Raw genomic sequence first — 20083 nt, forward strand, 5'->3', positions numbered from 1 at the left:
GCGTTGACGAAGTCAATCGTCTGCCTGAGCGTGCCCGCGACATCCGGATTGGCTTCCTTGTTGAAGCCAATATGACTGTCGCTGATCTGCAGGAACAGGGGGACGCCCGAAGCAGCTGACGAATCGTTCGCCGTTGCGGCGAGGGCTAATTCCACCGGTGTGAGAACACCGCCGGCCAGGACAAACACGGTGCCTACGCCACCGAAGGCGAGGCATTTCAACGCGCCGCGGCGCGACGGATCGGATGGAAGATCTGACGACATAGTGCCCTCACGATTAGGTTGAAGAGGTAGACCGCCGGATCATCCAACGGACCTCCCGACTGGGTTCAAGAGCAAGACTGCCGGGTCATCCGTTTTATTCCCGCCTGCCCGAAATTGCGAATGTGCCCGTGGGTTCGGTCGCCCTCGGGGTTGGCAGTGACGCGCACCTGGGTCGCAACGGTCGGCGCGCCACGGCGATGTGATCAGAAGTCGTGGCAGATACCCGCTTCCCTCGACTTGATGCTGGTCAGGCGGCGGTCATCTGACTCAGCGATCAGGGGCAAATGGCTTCTTTTGAGGGCCCGGGAATATCCGGCGACGAAACGGCGTCTACTCCCTGCATACCGCACAACACCGTCAGGGAAGGCTCGCAGGCCGGTCGCCCGTTCCGACCTGAAGACAGGAGAAATGCCAATGAACCCGTTCGATCTTCGCGACAGCCCGTTCCCCAATGCGTACAGCCTGGGGACAGCCGGCCGACAGGGGGCGGCGAACAGCCACCCAGGTTCACGCCACCAGCGCGTAAGCATGAAGGCTTTGTCGCGCATTCGAGCGATAGCTCTGATCGCTGCCGTATCAGGGGGACTGACGGCGGCAGGATGCTCGTCGCTACCGCAGACCAGCCGCAATGAATGCGTAGGTCCAGTCAGCTACTGCCAACTGTTTTTCGGCTCTTGAAAAGCAGCTCTCTACACGTTTGATGTCAGGGGGCGAAGGTGAAACAGACTCTGCGTCGTTTGCAACTCGGATCGGGCCTGGTCATGCTGATCTATGTTTTTCTCCACCTGGTCAATCACGCGCTTGGGATCTGGTCGCTGGAACTTGCCGGGCAAGGTCTCACGTTGGCGATGCTGCTCTGGCATAGCGTGCCCGGAACGGTCGTGCTTTACGGGTCGGCCGGCCTGCATTTTGCACTGGCTCTGCACACGATCTACGGGCGCCGCTACTGGGCGCTTCCGCCTGCCGAATGGATACGCCTTTGGGCGGGACTAAGCCTTCCTTTACTGCTTATCCGCCATGCGGTGGGAACTCGACTCGCGGCTTCGCTTTATGGTTTCGAACCGAACTATGAGCGGATCGTAATATCGCTGATCACGAGCGGCACGCAAGGCTTGCAACTCGCGCTGCTCGCGCCGGGGTGGATACACGGTTGCCTCGGACTGTGGTTCCGGGTGCGCCACCACGCGATGGTGCAACGCGCGAAGCCCGCGCTTTTTGCTCTGCTCGTCTTTCTGCCACTGCTGTCCGCGGCCGGCTTTGTCCGGATGATGCGCGCCGTCGTGGTATTGCATGCCACGCTCCCGGCGCCCGACCCGAAACTTGTCGCCCATCAGCTCGCACTCGACGCGTGGCGTCACAATCTTGTAGCCATCTACCTGTCGCTGGTCATCAGCGCTTTCGTGGCTGGCCAGTTTCGCAACTGGTTTGACCGTCGACGAATGCGTGACTCACTGCGCTAACGGAGACTTGAGAAGGCCGCTGCTGGGTGGCAACGGACGCCCGAGCGCCCCACTGCCCCGTTGCGATCTTCTTCACTCCGCTATGTTGGGTATTGGCCGGCCTCGTCCGGCATGCTTGCCGGGACAAGCCGGCCAGGCGACGCGTGCCCTGCGCGGCGGCGCCACCCCGGGTTCCACGACGACCGGTAATCCCATTACTACATGACCGTGAAGGTGTATGCACCCTCCGTACGGTGCCCGTCGGCGGCGACGGCGACCCACGTGACCGTGTACACGCCCGGCGTCAATGCGTTTAACGCCACCCACATATGTTTCGCGTTTGACGGATCGACCACCGACTTGCCACTTGTCACGGACCTGCCCCGCGCATCAGTCACGGTGATTGCACTGAATTTCGATTCGAGTCCGTCATCGAAATCGATCGCCACCGCATTTTGCGAGCTGGACACGGTGGCGCCAGCGGCAGGTACTTCATGTTTCGGGAAAGCGTGAGCGTGTGCCAGTTGCGCGATCGCCAGTGTCAGTGCAGCGACGAGGCCGCGCGCGGTCGATGCATTCAGAAAAGAGGTTTTCATGGATGGATCAGCGTTTTGCGTTGAGAGTTGGGAAACAGCTTCATCGACAGCGAGCCACCGAGCCATTGAGCCGGAGCAGTCAGCGAACCGGCCAGCAGTCGGAGGCGCCACATCGGAGCGTCGTTACCTGAACGCGGCGCCTTGCCTGGACCTGAGGCTGATACGGTGCGGGCGCGGCCGGGCGAGCCACGCAGTCACCCGGCGGCCAGAGCCCGTATTCATGATTTAACCAATGTCACGCACTTCGGCATGGTCGATCAGTGCTTCGCGATCAACGTTTCGCTCCGGCGACACCCGCACCTTTTTGCTTGCGCTCCTGGTCAAGCCGAAAGCGTTCTTCTGGACCATCGACTGGCGAACGTCACACCGGCCCAATCCAGCTTCGAGCAAGGGGCGGCGGATTGTAGCCGCAATCCATCCGACTCAGTGCATGGTCTTGGTCTGCGCTATCTGGTTTCCACCTGTGAGTGCATTCTTTTCCGCTTGACGTTTGATCTCCAGCCTTTGCTCCGCCGCCTGAACGTCACCTGGATAGTAGAGGTCGTTGGGAACTGGGCGGTATCCGACCGATTCCAACTCCTGGAGCTCATGCCGCACCTCTGCACGGGTGAGCTGATGCCCGCCAGGTTCCGGCGACGTTTGCGCGTACACACAGGCTGAAGTTGCCATCAGCACCGCACCCACGATGAGCGAACCACGCGTGCAATGAACAACAAGCCACTTCGGCGAATTCGATTTCATGTCAATACTCCTTGGATGTTTGAGCGACTGATGTCCACAATCCACTTGACTGCGCGGCATGACGCTCTGCACCGGTAAACCGCCGAACCGACCTCCTTATTCCCTATTCTCGTTTGCAGGACAAGACCGCACCCCTGCTTGTGGCGAACACTGCAATAGAACGCGAAAGACGTTTTGCGCGTCTCGAGCCATTGCAAGCAGAGCCTTGCTCTGTAAGCCACAGCCAGGTGAGATTGAGCGCCTGTCGGAAGCCATCCTGATTGCTCGCTTGTGGCAAGGCCATTCTCGCTGCGCGCTATCAAATAGTTGCGCCTCCCATTTCCGCAATTGAGCCATGCTCGATTCATCTGCTCACAAGCAACGTGGCTGCATGAAGCAAAACGCCGACGATGCCACCAACGAACGTCCCGTTGATACGGATGTACTGCAGGTCGCGGCCAATCTCTGCTTCAATCTTTCGACTGGCTTCCGTGGCATTCCAGCCTTTCACCACGCCGGTGATGAGCGCCGAAATCTGGCGCCGATAGCGCACCACGAGCTTGTGCGCGAGATTCAGCCACCACGCGTTTAACTTCTGCTGGAGCGCGGGCGAGCGCCTCATGCTCTCGCCGAGCGAAGCCAGCACGCCGGTGGTTACGCTTCGGACGATCGACTGCTCGCGATAGACCTCGGCTGTCACGCGCGTGCGGATGTGGTTCAGGAGTGCGCTAGCGTGACGGCCGTTCCTGAAATGCCGAAGACAGTCGCGCATCAACGTCTTGCCAAATCGGCGATGGATGTGGGATGTCTGAAGTTGCAGAATCAGATCCTGAAGCGCCTCATCGAACTGGCGACGAAGTTCATGGTCCTGATTCGCGACCACCTCGTGAACCAGCCCGATGATACCTTCGACGAATTTGTTGACGATGTAGGAGTCAAGTTGCGCAGGCGTGTAGCGCGACGCCGCACTGAACTTCGCCTTGAGCATGCCTGCGTTGTTCGTCAGCCAAAGCTCCAGCGCCTCAAGTCCGCGATCCAGCAGGGGCTGATGTCGATTGCCGTCCGTCACAACCTTCAGGATGTTGCCCGCGACGCGAGACACATCGAGCGTGCGCAGTTGCGGGATCACGAGGCGATCGAGGAATCGCGCGAAGTCTTCGTCGTCAATCCCGTCAAGCAAACCAGAAAGCGAGTCTGCAACCACGTCTGCGATCGCCCTACCGTTTTCCGGCTTGACGAGCCACTCCGCCAGCGCTTTGGCTGTGTCGTGGCCGCTCAACTTGCCGATGACGACTTCAGGTGTCAGGAAATTTTCCTCGACGAAGCTGCCCAGACTCTCAGCGATACGATGGTGATTCTGCTCGATGATTGCCGTGTGCGGGATCGGCAGACCAAACGGATGCCGGAACAACGCAACTACGGCGTACCAGTCCGCTATCGCGCCGATCGCGCCAGCCTCCGCAAACGCCCGCGGCCACGCCAGCCAGGGATAGTCGGCTTGAAAGACGACACACACAAGCAGCAGCGCCATCATGGCGCCCAGCAAGCACGTCGCTATGCGCCGCATGCTTCTCGAACGAGCCTCCTTTCGGATCCCGCCCTCATCGGATGCCAGGGCTTGCAGGCTTTTATCATTATCAGTGAGGCAACTCAATTCGTCTCCTGCCGGAGGAATTTTCGCACCACGGGAGCAACGTCCTTTGCGCGCGCGACGAGGAACAGATGGCCGTCGTCAATGACGTACAACGTCGCATCGCGGATGCGGGCTGCGAGAATCTTCGCATTGGCCAAAGGCACGATCGGGTCATCGTTACCGTGCATGACGAGCGTCATCTGGCGCAGGCTGCCGAGCCAGGGCAAACTGCTCCATCCCCAGGCGGCCAGCAGTTGATAGAGATATCCGCGCCCCCCCGGCGCACGGATATGACGGCTGTGCTCCTTCAACAACGCAGGATCACGCCGGTACGCTCCGCCATATATCTCGGCACCGATCTCCTCGAGGTATGCCGGGTCCGTGTAGCGGCGCGGGCCGATGAGCTTCGCGAGCACCGATATCCTGGCCGGCACCATGACGACGCCTGGCGAGGTCGCCGCGAGAATCAGCCTGCGGCAACGCACGGGATACAGATGCGCGAATTGCTGCGCGAGCGCGCCGCCCCACGATACGCCGAGCACATCGACGGGCCCCTCATAGCCCAGCTTCGACAACAGCCTGTCGGTGAGCACCGAGAGCGTCGAGAAGCGATACGGCATGCGCGGAACCGGCGATCCGCCGACGCCGGGGATGTCGAAGACGACGACGCTCACATCTTCCAGGGCCGAGGCAAACGGCTCGACCAGTTCGAGATTCGCGCCGACGCCGTTGAAGATGAGCAAGGGCGGGTAATCGTCGCTGCCGCGCCGGATGCCAACACGCAGCGTCTGACCATCCAGATCGACTGTCTGGATGTGCATGTTGCAGACAGACTCAGGGTAATTTGGCATTTTTCTTTTCCGCGTGACTGTCATGCGTGGCGCCGCGCGGGGCGTCGGCGCCTGTTCGTATCGCCATGCCGCGTTACTCGATATCCTTGCGCCGCCGCTCCAGCATGGCGGCGAGGTCGATGCCGGGCAACTTGAACTGACCGAAAAACCGGGCGTAGTCGACAAAAAGACTCTTGGTGTTGCTTGATTCCATGTCAAATTCTCCGAAGGGGGTCTGTGAATGAAAGTCGTAGTGTTCAAGCAGACGTAAAGCCAGACGTTACATTTCTGCGACGTAGGTGCCGGGGGCATCTGCAATCGGCGGGTGCTGTTCGTTGCCTGGCGTTTCCGGCGCAGGCCGGCGTTCTCCGGAACGCTCGGCGAGCCACTGTCGCCAGTCGCTCCACCATGAGTCCGCTTCCGGTTTGGCTTTAGCGAGCCACTCGTCGGGATTTGCAGGCAATTCAGAATTGAGGAAGAACCTCGCCTTCGGATTGCCCGGAGGATTGATCAGGCTCTGGATGTGACCACTCGAACTCAGCACGAAGCGCGTCTTGCCGCCGAATGCGCGCGCCGAGTTGTACACGCCCTTCCATGGCGTGATGTGATCGGTGACGCCAGCCACGACGTACTTGTCGCACTTCACACCCGAGAGGTCGATCGGCGTACCCAGGACGGTGAGCGCGCGAGGCTTGCTGAACAGGTTTTCCGTGAAAATGTCGAGCAGCTGGCCGTGGAACCGGGCAGGCAATCGAGTGGCGTCGTTGTTCCAGTAAAGAATGTCGAAGGCCGGCGGCGGATTGCCCAACAGGTAGTTGTTGACCCAGTAGTTCCATACGAGATCGTTGGGTCTCATCCATGCGAACACGCGCCCCATATCCTCGCCCGCCAGCACGCCTCTCGCCGTGCTGTTCTGTTTCGCCGCGGCGACGACTTCGGGCGTGGCAAAGAGACCCATTTGCGAGTCGGCCATACTATCGAGCACGGCCACCATCAGCGTGGCGGCATTGACCACGTGTTCGCCACGGCTTTCCAGGTGGCCGAGCAACGCCGCAATCGTCATGCCGCCGGAGCAGGCGCCATGCAGGTTCACGTCCGCGCTGCCAGTGATGTCACGCACCGCCGTGATGGCTTCAAGCAGCGCGGCGACATACGTGTCCATGTCCCAGTCGCGCTGCGCCAAAGTGGGGTTGCGCCAGCTCACGACGAACACCTGGAACTCGTGCTTCACCAGATAGTCGACAATGCTTTTGCCCCTGGACAGGTCGAAAATGTAGAACTTGTTGATCTGCGGCGGCACGATCAGCTGCGGACGCGCATAGACGTTCGGGGTCGCCGGCGTGTACTGGATGAGTTCGAGCACCTCGTTGCGAAACACCACCGCGCCAGGTGAGGTGCCCAGGTTCTTGCCGACTTCAAATGCGGCCTTGTCGACCTGAGCAGGCATGCCCCGGTTGGTCAGCGTATCCGTCAGGAGGTTCTTCATGCCGGCAATGAGGCTTGCACCTCCTGAATCGACGATCTTCCTGATTGCGGCCGGATTGCCGAACAGCGTATTCGTCGGCGCCATTGCGTCCGTGACGAGCGACAGCACGAACTGCGCGCGCTCCTTGCTCTTTTCGTCGAGCGCCGAACGATCGACAAAGCCCGTCAGCGCGTTGCGCAAGGCAAGGTAGCCTTGCAGTGTGCTGCGGTACAGTGAATTGTCGCGCCAGGCGGCGTCAGCGAAGCGTTTGTCGCCCTGTGGCGGCATCGACGCAGCATTGCCGCTGAATATCGAAACCAGCTCGCGCGCCAACGCCGCTTCCTGCTCAAGCAGCAGCACCGGATGCCGGATCGCTTGCGCGCCGATCTGCTGGGCGGTGGCAAGAATATCGCACGGACGCACGCCGACGAATGGGTTGAGGCTGGTCATGCCACCGGTCGCACGATCGGCGAGCTCCAGGCACTCGCTGCCTTGCGACGGGGGCGCATTGACTGTTGCCATTTCACCCTCCTGAACCGTTTTCCCTGACTTCTTCAATTTCTGCTCCCGTCACGTCACCAGCAACGCCAGTGTTTCTGCGATCAGCGCCGGCTTGTCCGCGCCCTCGATCTGCAATTCGTTTGAAGTCTTCAGGATGACGCGGCCCTTGTTCTTCCTGTCGACCTCGAGCAACACGATGCGGCTTCGCACCCGGGCACCCGCTCTCACCGGCGTGATGAAGCGCACTTTGTCCAGCCCGTAGTTCAGGCCCGCCGACGCGTCCGCGGGGATGAGACCGACTTCCATCGCCAGAGATGCGAGCAACGAAAGCGTCAGATAACCGTGGGCAATCGTGCCGCCGAACGGGCTCTCGCGTGCCGCACGCTCCATGTCTACGTGGATCCATTGGTTGTCGCCCGTACATTGCGCGAAGGTGTCGATCCGCGCCTGATCGATGGTGACCCAATCCGATACGCCCAACTCCTGACCAACGAACTTGTCAAGCGTTGCTACGCTATATCCCAGGATGCTCATCGTGTTGTCTCCTCCAATTCAACGATCAGATAAACTGTTCACGCAGGCGCTTCTTGTTCATCTTGCCCACGCTCGTTTTTTCGAGCGCCTCGACGAACCTGACGATCTGCGGCACCGCGTACTTCGAGATCTGCCCTTTTTCGCTAAACGTGAAGACGTGCTTCTTGACATCCTCCTCCGTAAGCGTTGTGGCGAGGTCCTTCCTGGGTACAACCAGCGCCACGGGCCGTTCGCCCCACTTTTCGTCCTTGACACCGATCACGGCAACTTCCGCGACACCCGGATGCTGCGAAATCAGGCTCTCGATTTCGAGCGACGAAACCCACTCACCGCCTGACTTGATCACGTCCTTGATGCGATCGGTGATCTGCAGATTGCCCGTAGGGTCGATGTTGGCAATATCCTGGGTATGCAGATAGCCGCCTTCCCAGAGCTGCCCGGACGCCTCCGGATTCTTCAGATAGCCCTGGGTAAGCCACGGTGCGCGCACGACGATCTCGCCAAACGCCTTGCCGTCGTGCGCGACGTCTTCCATGTCCTCATTCACGATGCGCAAGTCGACGAGCGGCACGGGATAACCGGTCTTGCAGCGTAAGCGCACCTCCTCTTCCGTGTCGGTCTGCCCGCTGCCCGGCCTCAACTGCGCGAGGCTCAGGATGGGGCACGTCTCGGACATGCCGTAGCCGGTGAAGATATCGATGCCACGGTCGAGTGCGGCGCGCGCGAGGCCATGAGGCAATGCGCCGCCGCCGATGATGACCTTCCACTTGCCCAGATCGACATCCTTTGCCTCTGGACAGCTCAACAGCATGTGCAGAATCGTGCCGACACAGTGCGAGAACGAGACCTCTTCGTCGCGCACCAGTTGCACGAGCCGCTCCGGTACATAGCGCCCTGGATAAACCTGCTTCACACCGAGCACCGTGGCGATGTAGGGCATGCCCCAGGCGTGGACATGAAACATCGGCGTGAGCGGCATGTACACGTCGCCACAATGAAAGCGTTGCCCCGACACCGGGCTCGCCAGCGCAGCCATGCCGGTAATCGTGTGCAGCACCAGTTGCCGATGCGAGAAGTAGACACCCTTGGGCAAGCCGGTGGTGCCTGTCGTGTAGAACGTGGTGGCCCGTGTGTTCTCGTCGAAATCCGGGAACGCATAGCTGGACGCGCTCCGGGCAAGCATGCACTCATATTCGTCGGCGAACGGAATCGTGTGCGCGCACGCTTCGCTGCCTTCTTCTTCAATCCAGACGAATGTGCGCACCGTTTCGAGCCTGTCCTTGATCGCTTCGACCACAGGCAGAAAATCGGTGTGAACGAGCAGGATCTCCGCGCCGGCGTGATTGATGGTGTAGGCGATTTCCGAGGGCGAGAGCCGCACGTTCACCGTCTGCAAGACGGCACCCATCATCGGGATGGCGAAGTAGCATTCGAGATAGCGATGACTGTCCCAGTCCATGACCGCGACGGTACTGCCATGCTGCGCTCCGAGTCCGCTCAGACCGCTCGCGAGCCGCGCAATGCGTTCGCCCAGCGTCCGGTAGGTCAACCGTTTCTGCCCTCTGTACACGATCTCCTGGTTCGGTGCGTGGGCGAGTGGCGTATGCAGCAGGTGCTTGATCAGCAATGGATAAGCATAGGCTGACGGTGTCGGGCTTATCGCCTCGTCGAGCATCTACATCTCCCTGGTTGCGATAGTGGGTACCGGCTCACGAATGCATCCACCAGCGGCGTCCGTGTAGTGGCATCTCGGCGATGCTCTCGAGCCGGGTTATGCGGGCAAACTATTGAGGGCATGGGCCCAGTCGCGGGCAATCAAATGGAAGCGTCCTGCGCCCAGTTGATTGGCGAATGCCAGGACGTCCGACTGGAGATGCCCGGCCGCGCAGGACGCAATGTCCTTTGGCCGGGCGTTCTCAGCATGGCCGCGCTGATCCACAGCGACTGCCCGGTAGCCTCCGTCGACGTCGCCTAGCGGCCGCCCTGGCAGCCGATCAGGTCGATCTCGGGCAACTCATTGGCTTGGCAGTAGTCCTGATAGCGGCTCAAGGCTGTCCGCCACGTCTCGACGAACGTGACCTTGCCGTCTTCGTCGAGGAAGTGGAGCTCACCGGTCGACACCACGAGCGCCATACCATTGTCGTCGTCGGAGAGATTCGTGAACGAGTGTGACGACTCCGACGGCTCAAAAACGAAATCGCCGGCTTGTGCGATCCAGTCGTGCTGGTCGTATTTCCAGCGACCGCTGAGTGTGTAGACCATCACCGTGCCGGTATGGCGATGAATATGCGCGCCTTCGCCTTTGGCCGCCTTCATGAGCAATACCACTTCGCCCGTGACGGGATTGATCTTGAAGTATTTGAGCAGAATTTTGTCGTTGACAGGGGCGAAGGGGACCCACGGCGTGGCGTTTCCAGCGATATGGACCGTGTCGATCGCCGAAACATCGTTGAGGACTTGCGTAGCTTCTGTGTTCATGGAATACGTCTCCGATTGTGTTGGGGGCTGGGCGTGCGCAGCGCGAACCGTGCGCAATCTCCAGTTCCTATTCAATCGAAAGTCACCCGTGCGAGCTTGACCTGTGCCGCCCAAATTTGTACTTCACGCGCCACTCGCCTGTTCTTTCCGAAAGTGTCCAACCGCCAATGTTCACCTCTAAACACAAATCAAACCGCCCCGAACGCGACTGCCCTGGCCGTGCCTTCGTCAAGTCCGTTCAAGTAGAATCCTGCTGGCACCCTGCCTGCTCCCCATTCGAGAAGCAGCACGACTCAACTACTCGTGCGCACGCGTGAACGCGCGACACGCAAAGTTGACGCAATGACTCCCCTTCAAAAGAGTGGGGGAAAGGCCAGAGAACGAGGCACAAACAACGGGAATACTACGACATGCGACAAACCGAAAAGCGCGAAAATCGTCGAATCGAGATCGCTGACCACGCGATCAGGTGCTTTGCGGAACACGGGTACGCCGAAACGTCGCTGCGCGACATCGCGGAAGCTGCAGAGATCAACTTAGGGCAGCTGCACTATTACTTTGAGAGCAAGACCGACCTCATTCTCTACACGATACGTCGCTACAAGACCCGCTTCATTGGTCGTCTTGTGGAAGCGATGGAGCAGGAAGGCGCCACGAAGAACCGCGTAACCTCTGTCATCGACCTGCTAGTCGTAGCCGCTACACGCGACGCGACGATTCATCGTCTCTGGTACGACCTACGCGCTCAAGCACTGTTCAATCCAGGTTTGCGCGCGGCCACCTCGGAGATCGAGCGGGACCTGGAGAACGCCACATCTACCCTGCTTCACCTGCAGCAGCCTGAGGCATCACGCGGAACGATCCATCAGACATTTCTCCTGCTTGATGCGCACTTTTTCAATGCACTGCAAATGACACTCTCTGGAGAGGACCCCGAAGGCAAGCGATTTCGGCGCACCATACGGCACCTGCTAGTTGCAGCGGTTCCGACCACCACAAAATAGGTCGCTTGTCCAAAATAAATTGACAAATTAGGACGATCGTCCCAATAATGCCGGACCTCGGGCGCTCGAGACCCGGGTTAGGGATCAGATCGATGAAGAGTTCAACGCAAGTTGCCGACGACGCACTCAACTCCAGCCTGCAACAGGTCGACCGGATCGTAGCAGCCGTATCTGCGAACAAGGAAAAATGGGCGACGACGCCCGTGAGCCGTCGCGTTGAGTTATTGAAGCTGATTCGCGAAGCGTTAGTCGAAAACGCGGATGAATGGGGTAGGCTCGCTTCCGCAGCAAAGGGTTTGCCTGCTGATTCCCCGCTCGTTGGTGAAGAATGGACGTCGGGGCCGTGGGCAGCCCTGACGGCAATCGATGTCCTGCTTTGCACGCTAACGCAGCTGGATGGTCTTCGCTTTCTCGATGCAATGAAAGTACGCACAACCGCGGCGAACCAGACAGCAGTTCAAGTGTTTCCTACGACGCTGACTGATCGTTTGCTGTTGAGTGGTGTCAGTGCAGAGGTTTGGATGGAACCCGACGTACTGCCATCGAACCTTCGCCGATTCGTTGCGAGCGCCTATGACCCCGCGCGCCAATCCAGCGTCGGCTCACTTTCACTGGTTCTCGGAGCCGGTAACATTACCAGCATCGCGCCGCTAGACGCTCTGTACAAGCTGTACGCTGAACACAGTGTTGTCGTCCTCAAGCTAAACCCGGTCACGGCGTACCTCTTGCCTGTTTTCGAGAAAATCTTTGCAGCCTTTATTGACGAAGGCGTGTTGGCGATTGTCAATGGCGGCACGGATGTCGGCGTTTTTCTCACAGGCCATCCCCTTGTGGAGACATTGCACATTACCGGAAGCGCCGCGTCCCACGACGCAATCGTCTTCGGCACTGGAGAGGCAGGTGCGACACGCAAGGCGCAAGATATCCGCCTGAACAATCGTCCCATCACGAGCGAACTCGGCGCAGTCTGTCCGACGATTGTCGTCCCAGGGAACTGGACAGAGGCGGACATTCGCTTCCAGGCTGAGCATATAGCGACCCAGAAGCTACACAATTCCGGATTCAACTGCGTAGCAAGCCAAGTCCTTATCTTGCCGCAGGACTGGCCGCAGGCAGAGGCACTACTTTCGGAATTCAAGAAGGTTTTTTCTTCCGCGCGAACCAGGCCACTTTACTACCCGGGAAGCAGCGATCGTTTGGCGGCCTTCCGCGAGCATTATCCAGCGGCGTTGTCGCTTGCGCGGGACTCTGATGCGCCACGATTGGTTGCTGTCCTGGATGGCACCGGCGTACACGACGAATACGCGTTCCGAACCGAAGTTTTCGGTCCAGCTCTCACTGTCGTGTTCTTGCCGGGCGCCGAACCGGCAGCGTTCCTCGAATCGGCAATCGACTTTGCCAACACGAAGCTTCACGGCACGCTTGGCGCAAACGTCATCATCGATCCGGCGACTGAAAAATCCCTGGGCTCACGCTTCGAAGCCCTACTCACTGGTCTCCGTTACGGCACCATTGCGGTCAATGCCTGGACTGGCCTCGGATTTTTGTTGGCGCAGACGCCTTGGGGCGCATTTCCCGGTCACCCCGTGAACGACATTCAAAGTGGGCGCGGGGTCGTACACAACTGCTTTCTATTCGACCGCCCACAGCGGTCTGTGGTTCGCGCGCCGTTCCGACCGTTCCCGAGAGCATTGTTACACGGAACATTCGCCATGCTGCCCAGACCGCCGTGGTTCATTGGTAACCGGACCTCTGCCACGACGGTTCGCAAATTATTGGCATTTCAGGCGCGCCCGTCTCTGTTCAAACTTCTTGGCATCTTCGTCAGCGCGATGCGCGGGTGACTCAAAAGAACAGCAGCTTCGCTGGGAGATGGATGCGTGCTCTACCATGAATGGGTTTCCTTATTCGATTCGTTCAGGCACGGCAAGAACGGTCACTCCAGGATGGCCCGCGGTTCGAGAAACGCTTCTATCCCGTACGTGCCGAATTCCCGGCCGACGCCCGAGTGCTTGAATCCACCCCAAGGGGCCTGTGGGTCATCACGCATACCGTTGATCGCTATGCGGCCGGCGCGGAGCTGGGAAGCCACGCGGCGTGCGCGTTCCAGGTTGGTCCCGCTCACGAAGGCGTGGAGGCCGTATCGTGACTCGTTTGCAATCCTGACCGCCTCTTCATCGGTTTCGTAGGCGATGACACACAGGACGGGGCCAAAGATCTCCTCCTGGGCGATCGTCATGTCATTCGTGACATTGACAAACACCGTTGGCTTCACGAAGCAACCTTTCTCGAGACCCGGCGGATGGCCTTCGCCGCCGACCAGTACTTCTGCACCCTCGGCGATACCTTTGTGGATATAGGACTGCACGCGCTCATACTGCTTCTGGGTCACCATCGGTCCGACAGCAGTCTTCGGGTCGGCCGGATCGCCAACGGGAAAGGCCGACATCGCATCCACAATGGCGCGCTTGACCTCGTTGAGCCGACTCTTCGGCACGAGGAGCCGCGTCCCTGCCGCGCAGGCTTGACCGCTGTTCAGGAAGGCGATGCCCAGAGCAGTCGGAATCGCCTTGTCCAGCACAACGTCGTCAAGCAGGATGTTGGGCGACTTGCCACCCAGTTCGAGGGTGACCCGCTTCATCGTCGCGGCGCCGTCGCGCATGATCCTCTCGCCAACGGCAACCGAGCCTGTGAACGAAATCTTGGCCACGTCAGGATTGCGTACCAACTCGGCCCCAACGTCCTCCCCGCGACCCGTGACGACATTGCACACGCCCGGCGGCAGTCGTGCCTCGTGCAGGCATTTCAGCAACACGTGCGTCTGCAACGCGCTGAGCTCGCTGGGCTTGACGACGACCGTGCACCCGGCGGCAATGGCCGAGGCCAGCTTGAGACAGATAAACAGCGCATTCGAATTCCAGGCCGTGATCAGTCCGGCGACGCCGACCGGCTCCAGGGTCACCGTCGTCTGACCCCAGGTCCGAACCAACGGCAGTTGGTGGAGCGCCTTCTCTGCGTGCAAGAACGAGTCGGCAGCCATCCGTACAATGAGCGAGGAGAATTGGACGGTGCCGCCATACTCATCGACCATGGCCAACGTCAGATCGTCGATGCGCGCCGCGACGACCTCATGCAGTCGGCGCAACAACGTCGCGCGCTCTTCCCTGGTCGTCCGGGCGAAGCCGGGAAAAGCATGCCTGGCTGCGCCGATGGCGCGTCGCGCATCTTCCGCATCGCCCATCATTGCGTAGGCGATCGCTGTATCGTTGGCCGGGTTGACGCTGACCATGACCTCGCGGCCGTGGGATTCAACGAACGCCCCATCGATGTAGTGTTGAGTGATTGTTTTCATCGCGCCTTTCCTTAATGACCTGCGGTCGGGACGAAGGACGATGGCGCGAGTGAACAACAGAATGCCTCACGATCGTCCGCTCTGCCCCTGCTGCGATGCTTCAGCAGGGGCCATGCGATCTCTGAGGCAATTACTGAGCCAACGGCAATATGTTGGATTTACAAGGACTTTAAGGTTGCACTTTGGCGATATTTCGCCAATGGCGAACTCCTGTACAACAGCCGACTGCTTAGCTGTTCGCCGGCCGCTGCCGAAAGCGGCTCTTGTCGATCCGTAGCGCGCGAATCTTCGATTCGAGCGTCGAGCGCGGAATGCCGAGCCGTGTCGCCGCCCCGGACGATCCATAGACCCGGCCGTCACAGGCGCGCAGCGCGTCCTCGATGATCGTCTTCTCATGTGCCGCTAGCGTGCTTGACAGGGCGAGCCGGCTGTCGACCGGTGGTCGTGTCGGCAGCCAGCTATCGTCGATCATGAATTCTTCGGAGTCGCACACAATCACTGACCGCTCAATGACGTTCTGCAGTTCGCGCACGTTCCCCGGCCAGGGATAGGATTGAAGGCGATGCAGTGTCCGCTTGTTGACGCGCTTGAATGCTTTGCCCGCCTTGCGCGCGTAGTGGTCGATGAAATACTCCACCAGCAGGGGAATGTCCTGTATACGCTCCCGCAACGGCGGCATCTCAACAGGGAAAACGTTCAGACGATAGAAAAGGTCCCGGCGGAAGCTTCCATCGGCCACGGCTTCACTCAAATCACGATTGGTAGCCGCGATAACGCGAACGTCGACGCGGATAGCCTCCCTGCCCCCAACGCGCTCAAACTCGCGTTCCTGCAGTACCCTCAGCAACGCGACCTGCGTGTCGGGCAACAGTTCGCCGACCTCATCCAGAAAGATCGTTCCGCCGTCGGCGAGCTCAAAGCGGCCGAGTCGCCGCTGGGTGGCACCTGTGAAGGCCCCCTTCTCATGCCCAAACAGTTCTGAGGCAATCAGCTCGCGCGGAATCGCGGCGCAGTTCACGGCCACGAATGCCCTTGAGGAGCGGCGCGAACGCCGGTGAATCGCACGGGCGACGAGCTCCTTGCCGGTCCCGGTCTCGCCAGTGATCAATACCGTCGAATCGCTGGCTGCGACCTTGGAAACTCGTCCAAGCACGGCCGCCAGCGCGGGCGAAGTACCGACAATCTCTTCGAACATGGAGGTCTTGTCGATTTCCTCGCGAAGCGCCACATTTTCCTGTTGCAGTCTCTCCTCGGCCCGCTTGCGCTCCTCGATATCCGTACATGCAACATACCAGCGGAGCAGCCGTCCGTGCTCGTCGCAGACCGGGTTATAACGAGCCAGAAACCAGCGATAGCTTCCGTCGTTCTTACGCAGGCGCAATTCCACCTCAGGGACGGAACCGACCGACAAACGACTTGCAAACGCGATTAACCGTTCGCGATCGTCAGGATGAATGTGAGATCCAATGGCTCCGTGCAACCAATCGTCCAGAGGGGTGCCGAGATAGGCGAGCGCCGTACGGTTCGCGTAGAGGCGCTCGCCGTTCGGGCCCAGTACGCCCACGTGTTGCGGCGCGAGATCCACAATCTGCCGGAGTTCCTCCTCGCTCTTGCGCAACGCCTGCGCGAGTTGCTCCTGCTCCGTTACATCCATCCCGGTTCCGACGAACCCCCGGAAAGTCCCGCCGTCGGTTGCCGGCCTACCGACGCAACGGATATGACGAGTGCCTCCATCAGGCCGCACAATCCGTTTTGTGAAGTCGAAGCCACGATGGTCTGCCAGCATCTTCCGAATTTCGTGCGCCACGAAGTCTCGATCATCGGGGTGCACGAGCGCCATATATTCCGGAATATTCGGCGCCTTGCCGCCCGGCTCAAGGCCATGGATCTGAAACAACCCGGCAGACCAGTATTCAAAGCCGGCAGCGTTGAATGCCCAGCTGCCGGTGTGTGCAAGGCGCTGACCTTCCGCCAGGTAGAACTCGGCCCGCTTTCGTTCTTCAATATCGACGTTGATGCCAATCCAGCCACGCAGCGTTCCATCATTCGCCCGGCGAGGTTCAGCGCGACTGAGGAACCAGCGATATCCGCCTTCAGCGTTACGCATCCGAAAAGTCACTTCACCTGCGGATCCCGATCTGACGCATTCTGACCAGACGTTGCGTGCGGCCTCGCGATCGTCCGGATGGAGAAACGCGAGATGGGCGTCCCATGCCGCGCCTGTCTCAATGCCGAACCGAAGAGGATGGTCCTTCGCGAGACCCAGGTAATCCGCGCTTCGTTCATTCAGGAACGCAAGGGCACCGGACGGATCCGCGTACCAGATGTGCGCCGGAATCAGATTCAAGGTGAATTGCAGCGATTCCCTGATGAAATCATTCATGAGGCATCCGTCGGCGCGAGAACCGGTGAGAGCGCTAACCGTTGTTCAGGCGCTCCCCATCCGGTTTCTGGGAGTCAGTGCCGATGACGGGACTCCCGCTTCCCGGAGACAGTGCGCTTGTTGTTCAGCATATCGTCATTGGCGAGATTTCGCCAATCATTAGTTGGTTAAGCATCTGTAGATTCCGTCACTTGCGCCTTGGTCAGTTGGCGCATAGGCGAGTTATGCAAATGCCGAAAATACTACGCATCACAAACGTTGACGTTGTATTCACCGCGATCGGTCAACTCGAGGCCGACAAGGTGGGTGAGTTGTCAGCGCTACGAATACACAACAGCTTCAATTCGACGACAAAAATTGACCGACATGGAACCAGGATTTTGTGAATCGACGCCAACCGGGATATATACAAACACATCCTCGATTGACGCCGATTGTCTACAACCAATTTCAACTGATTGGAACGCAGCCTTATAAATATTACTTACCGGGAAACACCGAGCGAACAAAACTCTCATATCCTTCGTCATCGAGTTCGCGCTTTGCCTTGACAAGTTGTTCAACACCATAAGGGGCACAATAGCGAAGCCTGTCAGTTCCATCGGTGGCTGCAGCGTAGATATCTTCCGCAACCTTTTCAGTAGTCGCCGCACCGGCTGCCAGTTTTGCCAATGATGCATTTGTGCTTTCAAGGAATTGATCGTAACTCTCAATCCCACCATCACCAATATGTTCGCGCGCGGACCTTTCGTGGAACGGAGACAGAATCGCACCGGGTTCGTAAAGTTTGGTGATAATATTTTGGGATGCCAGTTCGTGTGACACCGCTTCAATAAAACCCTCTAGAGCGAATTTCGTGGAAATATAGGCTGACGATGCCGGTATGCCGATCAGCCCTCCACAGGAACTAACATTCAGAATAATCCCTCCTTTTTGCTGACGAAAGATCGGAATAATTCCTTGCATCACATTCATTACACCAAAAACATTGACCTCAAAATTTTTCCGAATCTTTTCCATCGGTGTTTTTTCAAAGACCCCATATTGACCATAGCCTGCATTATTAATTACGAGGTCAATGTGGCCAAATTTCTCCTGAGCAACCTTAATTGCACGGTCAATACTTGCCACATCTTCCACATCAAGCCGCTCTACAACCATATTAGAGAGGTTGCCAAAATCCGGAGAATTTCCGGGATTTCGCATAGTAGCTACGACATTAAATCCGCGTTCCGCGAATAGCTTTGCAGTGGCCGCCCCCACGCCGGACGAACTGCCGGTAATCAGCATTGTTTTCGCCATGATAATCTCCACGTAATAAGGTCTGTGACAATAAGATGAAATCTGAAATACGATAATGCCCTCATACCGAAACGACTCATCGCGTGAAATACATCATTAAGCCGCTCCGGGGTTATCGAAGTCTGAAACCAGACCCTGATAATTTCCTGGGCCGAGGTCGTGGCAGTGCACGACGGCCGGGCACGACGATTTCGCTGACGCCCCCGGCTTCCAGACACTCACGTACCATGCCAGTCGCTCCGGTCAGGACAATGCGAGTGGCCTTACTCCGACGGCCACTCGGGCGATGCCGCGTCGAAATCGGCAGCGAGGGTCACCGGCTTCCAGCGCGGCATCGTCTCGCGGCGCGCCTGTTCCTCGGCTTCGACGACCTGCCAGGCGTCCGAGCCGAGCAGCAGCCGCGCGGGCAGCGGTTCGGCCACCATCAAATCCAGACCATTACACCGGGCGACTGGGCCTTTCAGGACGACTGCTATCCAAGCGGCGACAATAGACCTAATATAGCGACGCCTGTTCAGGCTGAATTGACAACCGCCCCATGGACCTGAATCTGATCGGCCTGTTCGTCGAGATTGTGGAATCGCGCAGTCTCAGCGCCGCCGCGCGCCAACTTGGCATGACACGCGCCAATGTCAGCCAGCGGCTGAAACTGCTGGAACGCGAAACCGGCGCACAACTCCTGCGTCGCTCGACGCGAAGTATCGAACTCACGCAAGCCGGACACACGCTGTACGACTGCGGCCAGCGCATGCTCGAGGATCTGGGCACGGCGCGAGCATCGATCGACAGCCTCGGGCAAACACTACGCGGCCGGGTGCGGATCAGTGTGCCGACCGGCTTCGGCAGGATGTTCATCGGTTCGAAGCTGCTCGAATTCGCGCGCGCGCATCCGGGCATCATGCTCAATGTCACGTTCAACAACCGCATCGACGACCTGATCGCCGCAGAAGTCGACGTGGCGGTGAAAATCACGTCGACACCCCCGCTGGACTATGTGGCTCGCAACATATGCTCGATTGACTGGAACCTGTATGCATCGGCGAGCTATGTGGAGAAGCACGGTCCGATCGCGTGTGCCGAAGACCTCGAAAGGCAGACACTGGTCGGTTCGCCCTATCCGGGCCGGCGCGTGACGATGACGCTCACGCACCGGGAGAACGAAGCCGATGTCCACACCATAACGATGCAACCTGCGTTGCAGTCGTCGGACTACCCGTTCCTGGCTGAGGCCGTGTCTCAGGGCATGGGTATTGGGCTATTGCCGGCCTACGTGCCGCATGCGCCGATGAGCCGCGGACTGCTGCCGATCCTGCCGCAATACCGTGTCGCCGGTCAGCAGAACACGCTGTATATCGTCACCCTGCCCAACCGCTATCCATCGCCATCGACGCAAGCCCTGATCGACTACCTGCGCGACGAAATCCTTTCGCTCGCACAGACATGGGCCTGAAGTAGTGCGCTCGGGCGGTCCGCCGCCGCGCTCGAATCCGTCACCTCACCCTTAGCGCGCCGTCGGGCCGCAAATTCCCATATCGGGGCAATCCAACCCGTAAGGCTTTGCGGTAGGCCAAACGTCAACTTTC

16 protein-coding genes and 1 pseudogene are annotated in these 20083 nt (G+C 59.2%); 4 read left to right on the plus strand and 13 right to left on the minus strand.

What is annotated here, in order from left to right; genetic code table 11:
• A pseudogene (locus P3T23_RS29430) lies at positions 1-263 on the minus strand (metallophosphoesterase); the annotation flags it as partial.
• Between the two features lie 716 nt (positions 264-979).
• On the opposite strand from P3T23_RS29430, the gene P3T23_RS29435 reads away from it, so the two are divergent.
• Entirely contained in the window at positions 980-1723 is a 744-nt protein-coding gene (locus P3T23_RS29435; protein WP_429319610.1) for a hypothetical protein, read from the plus strand.
• Between the two features lie 197 nt (positions 1724-1920).
• Here P3T23_RS29435 and P3T23_RS29440 read toward each other — a convergent pair whose 3' ends face one another.
• The 8 genes from P3T23_RS29440 to P3T23_RS29475 all read right to left on the minus strand — a co-directional run bounded on the left by P3T23_RS29440 (position 1921) and on the right by P3T23_RS29475 (position 10459).
• Positions 1921-2298, minus strand: coding sequence for a copper resistance CopC family protein (locus tag P3T23_RS29440; RefSeq protein WP_429319611.1), 378 nt, complete (start codon positions 2296-2298; stop codon positions 1921-1923).
• Positions 2299-2721: 423 nt separating this feature from the next.
• On the minus strand, positions 2722-3039 hold the full coding sequence (locus P3T23_RS29445; protein ID WP_429319612.1) for a DUF4148 domain-containing protein: 318 nt from the start codon (positions 3037-3039) through the stop codon (positions 2722-2724).
• Positions 3040-3382: 343 nt separating this feature from the next.
• The gene (locus tag P3T23_RS29450) at positions 3383-4585 is read right to left on the minus strand and encodes a DUF445 domain-containing protein (RefSeq protein ID WP_429319613.1); all 1203 of its coding nucleotides are present in this window, start codon (positions 4583-4585) and stop codon (positions 3383-3385) included.
• Between the two features lie 83 nt (positions 4586-4668).
• Positions 4669-5502 carry a poly(3-hydroxyalkanoate) depolymerase gene (gene phaZ / locus P3T23_RS29455; RefSeq protein WP_429319614.1) on the minus strand — a complete coding sequence of 278 codons (834 nt, stop codon included), beginning with the start codon at positions 5500-5502 and terminating at the stop codon, positions 4669-4671.
• A gap of 259 nt (positions 5503-5761) precedes the next feature.
• A complete protein-coding gene (locus P3T23_RS29460) occupies positions 5762-7468 on the minus strand; it encodes an alpha/beta fold hydrolase (protein ID WP_429319615.1) in 1707 nt (568 codons plus the stop codon).
• Positions 7469-7516: 48 nt separating this feature from the next.
• On the minus strand, positions 7517-7981 hold the full coding sequence (locus P3T23_RS29465) for a MaoC family dehydratase (RefSeq protein ID WP_429319616.1): 465 nt from the start codon (positions 7979-7981) through the stop codon (positions 7517-7519).
• A 25-nt stretch (positions 7982-8006) separates the two neighbouring features.
• Positions 8007-9656, minus strand: a complete 1650-nt coding sequence (locus tag P3T23_RS29470; protein ID WP_429319617.1) for a fatty acid--CoA ligase — start codon at positions 9654-9656, stop codon at positions 8007-8009.
• A gap of 296 nt (positions 9657-9952) precedes the next feature.
• The gene (locus tag P3T23_RS29475) at positions 9953-10459 is read right to left on the minus strand and encodes a 2,4'-dihydroxyacetophenone dioxygenase family protein (RefSeq protein ID WP_429319618.1); all 507 of its coding nucleotides are present in this window, start codon (positions 10457-10459) and stop codon (positions 9953-9955) included.
• Positions 10460-10869: 410 nt separating this feature from the next.
• Here P3T23_RS29475 and P3T23_RS29480 point away from each other — a divergent pair, with 410 nt between their 5' ends.
• Together P3T23_RS29480 and P3T23_RS29485 are read left to right on the plus strand one after the other, a co-directional pair.
• Entirely contained in the window at positions 10870-11463 is a 594-nt protein-coding gene (locus P3T23_RS29480; RefSeq protein ID WP_429319619.1) for a TetR/AcrR family transcriptional regulator, read from the plus strand.
• A gap of 92 nt (positions 11464-11555) precedes the next feature.
• Positions 11556-13307 (plus strand): aldehyde dehydrogenase family protein, encoded by a 1752-nt coding sequence (locus P3T23_RS29485; protein WP_429319620.1) that lies wholly within the window; start codon positions 11556-11558, stop codon positions 13305-13307.
• A gap of 92 nt (positions 13308-13399) precedes the next feature.
• On the opposite strand, the gene P3T23_RS29490 is transcribed toward P3T23_RS29485, so the two are convergent.
• From P3T23_RS29490 to P3T23_RS29505, 4 genes are all read right to left on the minus strand, one after another.
• Entirely contained in the window at positions 13400-14815 is a 1416-nt protein-coding gene (locus P3T23_RS29490) for an aldehyde dehydrogenase family protein (protein ID WP_429319621.1), read from the minus strand.
• 229 nt (positions 14816-15044) lie between these two features.
• Positions 15045-17198 carry a sigma 54-interacting transcriptional regulator gene (locus P3T23_RS29495; RefSeq protein WP_429319622.1) on the minus strand — a complete coding sequence of 718 codons (2154 nt, stop codon included), beginning with the start codon at positions 17196-17198 and terminating at the stop codon, positions 15045-15047.
• 480 nt (positions 17199-17678) lie between these two features.
• Positions 17679-18500 carry an SDR family oxidoreductase gene (locus P3T23_RS29500; RefSeq protein WP_429319623.1) on the minus strand — a complete coding sequence of 274 codons (822 nt, stop codon included), beginning with the start codon at positions 18498-18500 and terminating at the stop codon, positions 17679-17681.
• Between the two features lie 263 nt (positions 18501-18763).
• The gene (locus tag P3T23_RS29505) at positions 18764-18922 is read right to left on the minus strand and encodes a hypothetical protein (RefSeq protein ID WP_429319624.1); all 159 of its coding nucleotides are present in this window, start codon (positions 18920-18922) and stop codon (positions 18764-18766) included.
• Positions 18923-19038: 116 nt separating this feature from the next.
• On the opposite strand from P3T23_RS29505, the gene P3T23_RS29510 reads away from it, so the two are divergent.
• Complete coding sequence (locus P3T23_RS29510) at positions 19039-19950, plus strand: LysR family transcriptional regulator (protein ID WP_429319625.1); 912 nt, start codon at positions 19039-19041, stop codon at positions 19948-19950.
• Positions 19951-20083 lie beyond the last annotated feature (133 nt).

The sequence above is a fragment of the Paraburkholderia sp. GAS448 genome (genome assembly GCF_050435685.1).
Taxonomy (GTDB): Bacteria; Pseudomonadota; Gammaproteobacteria; order Burkholderiales; family Burkholderiaceae; genus Paraburkholderia.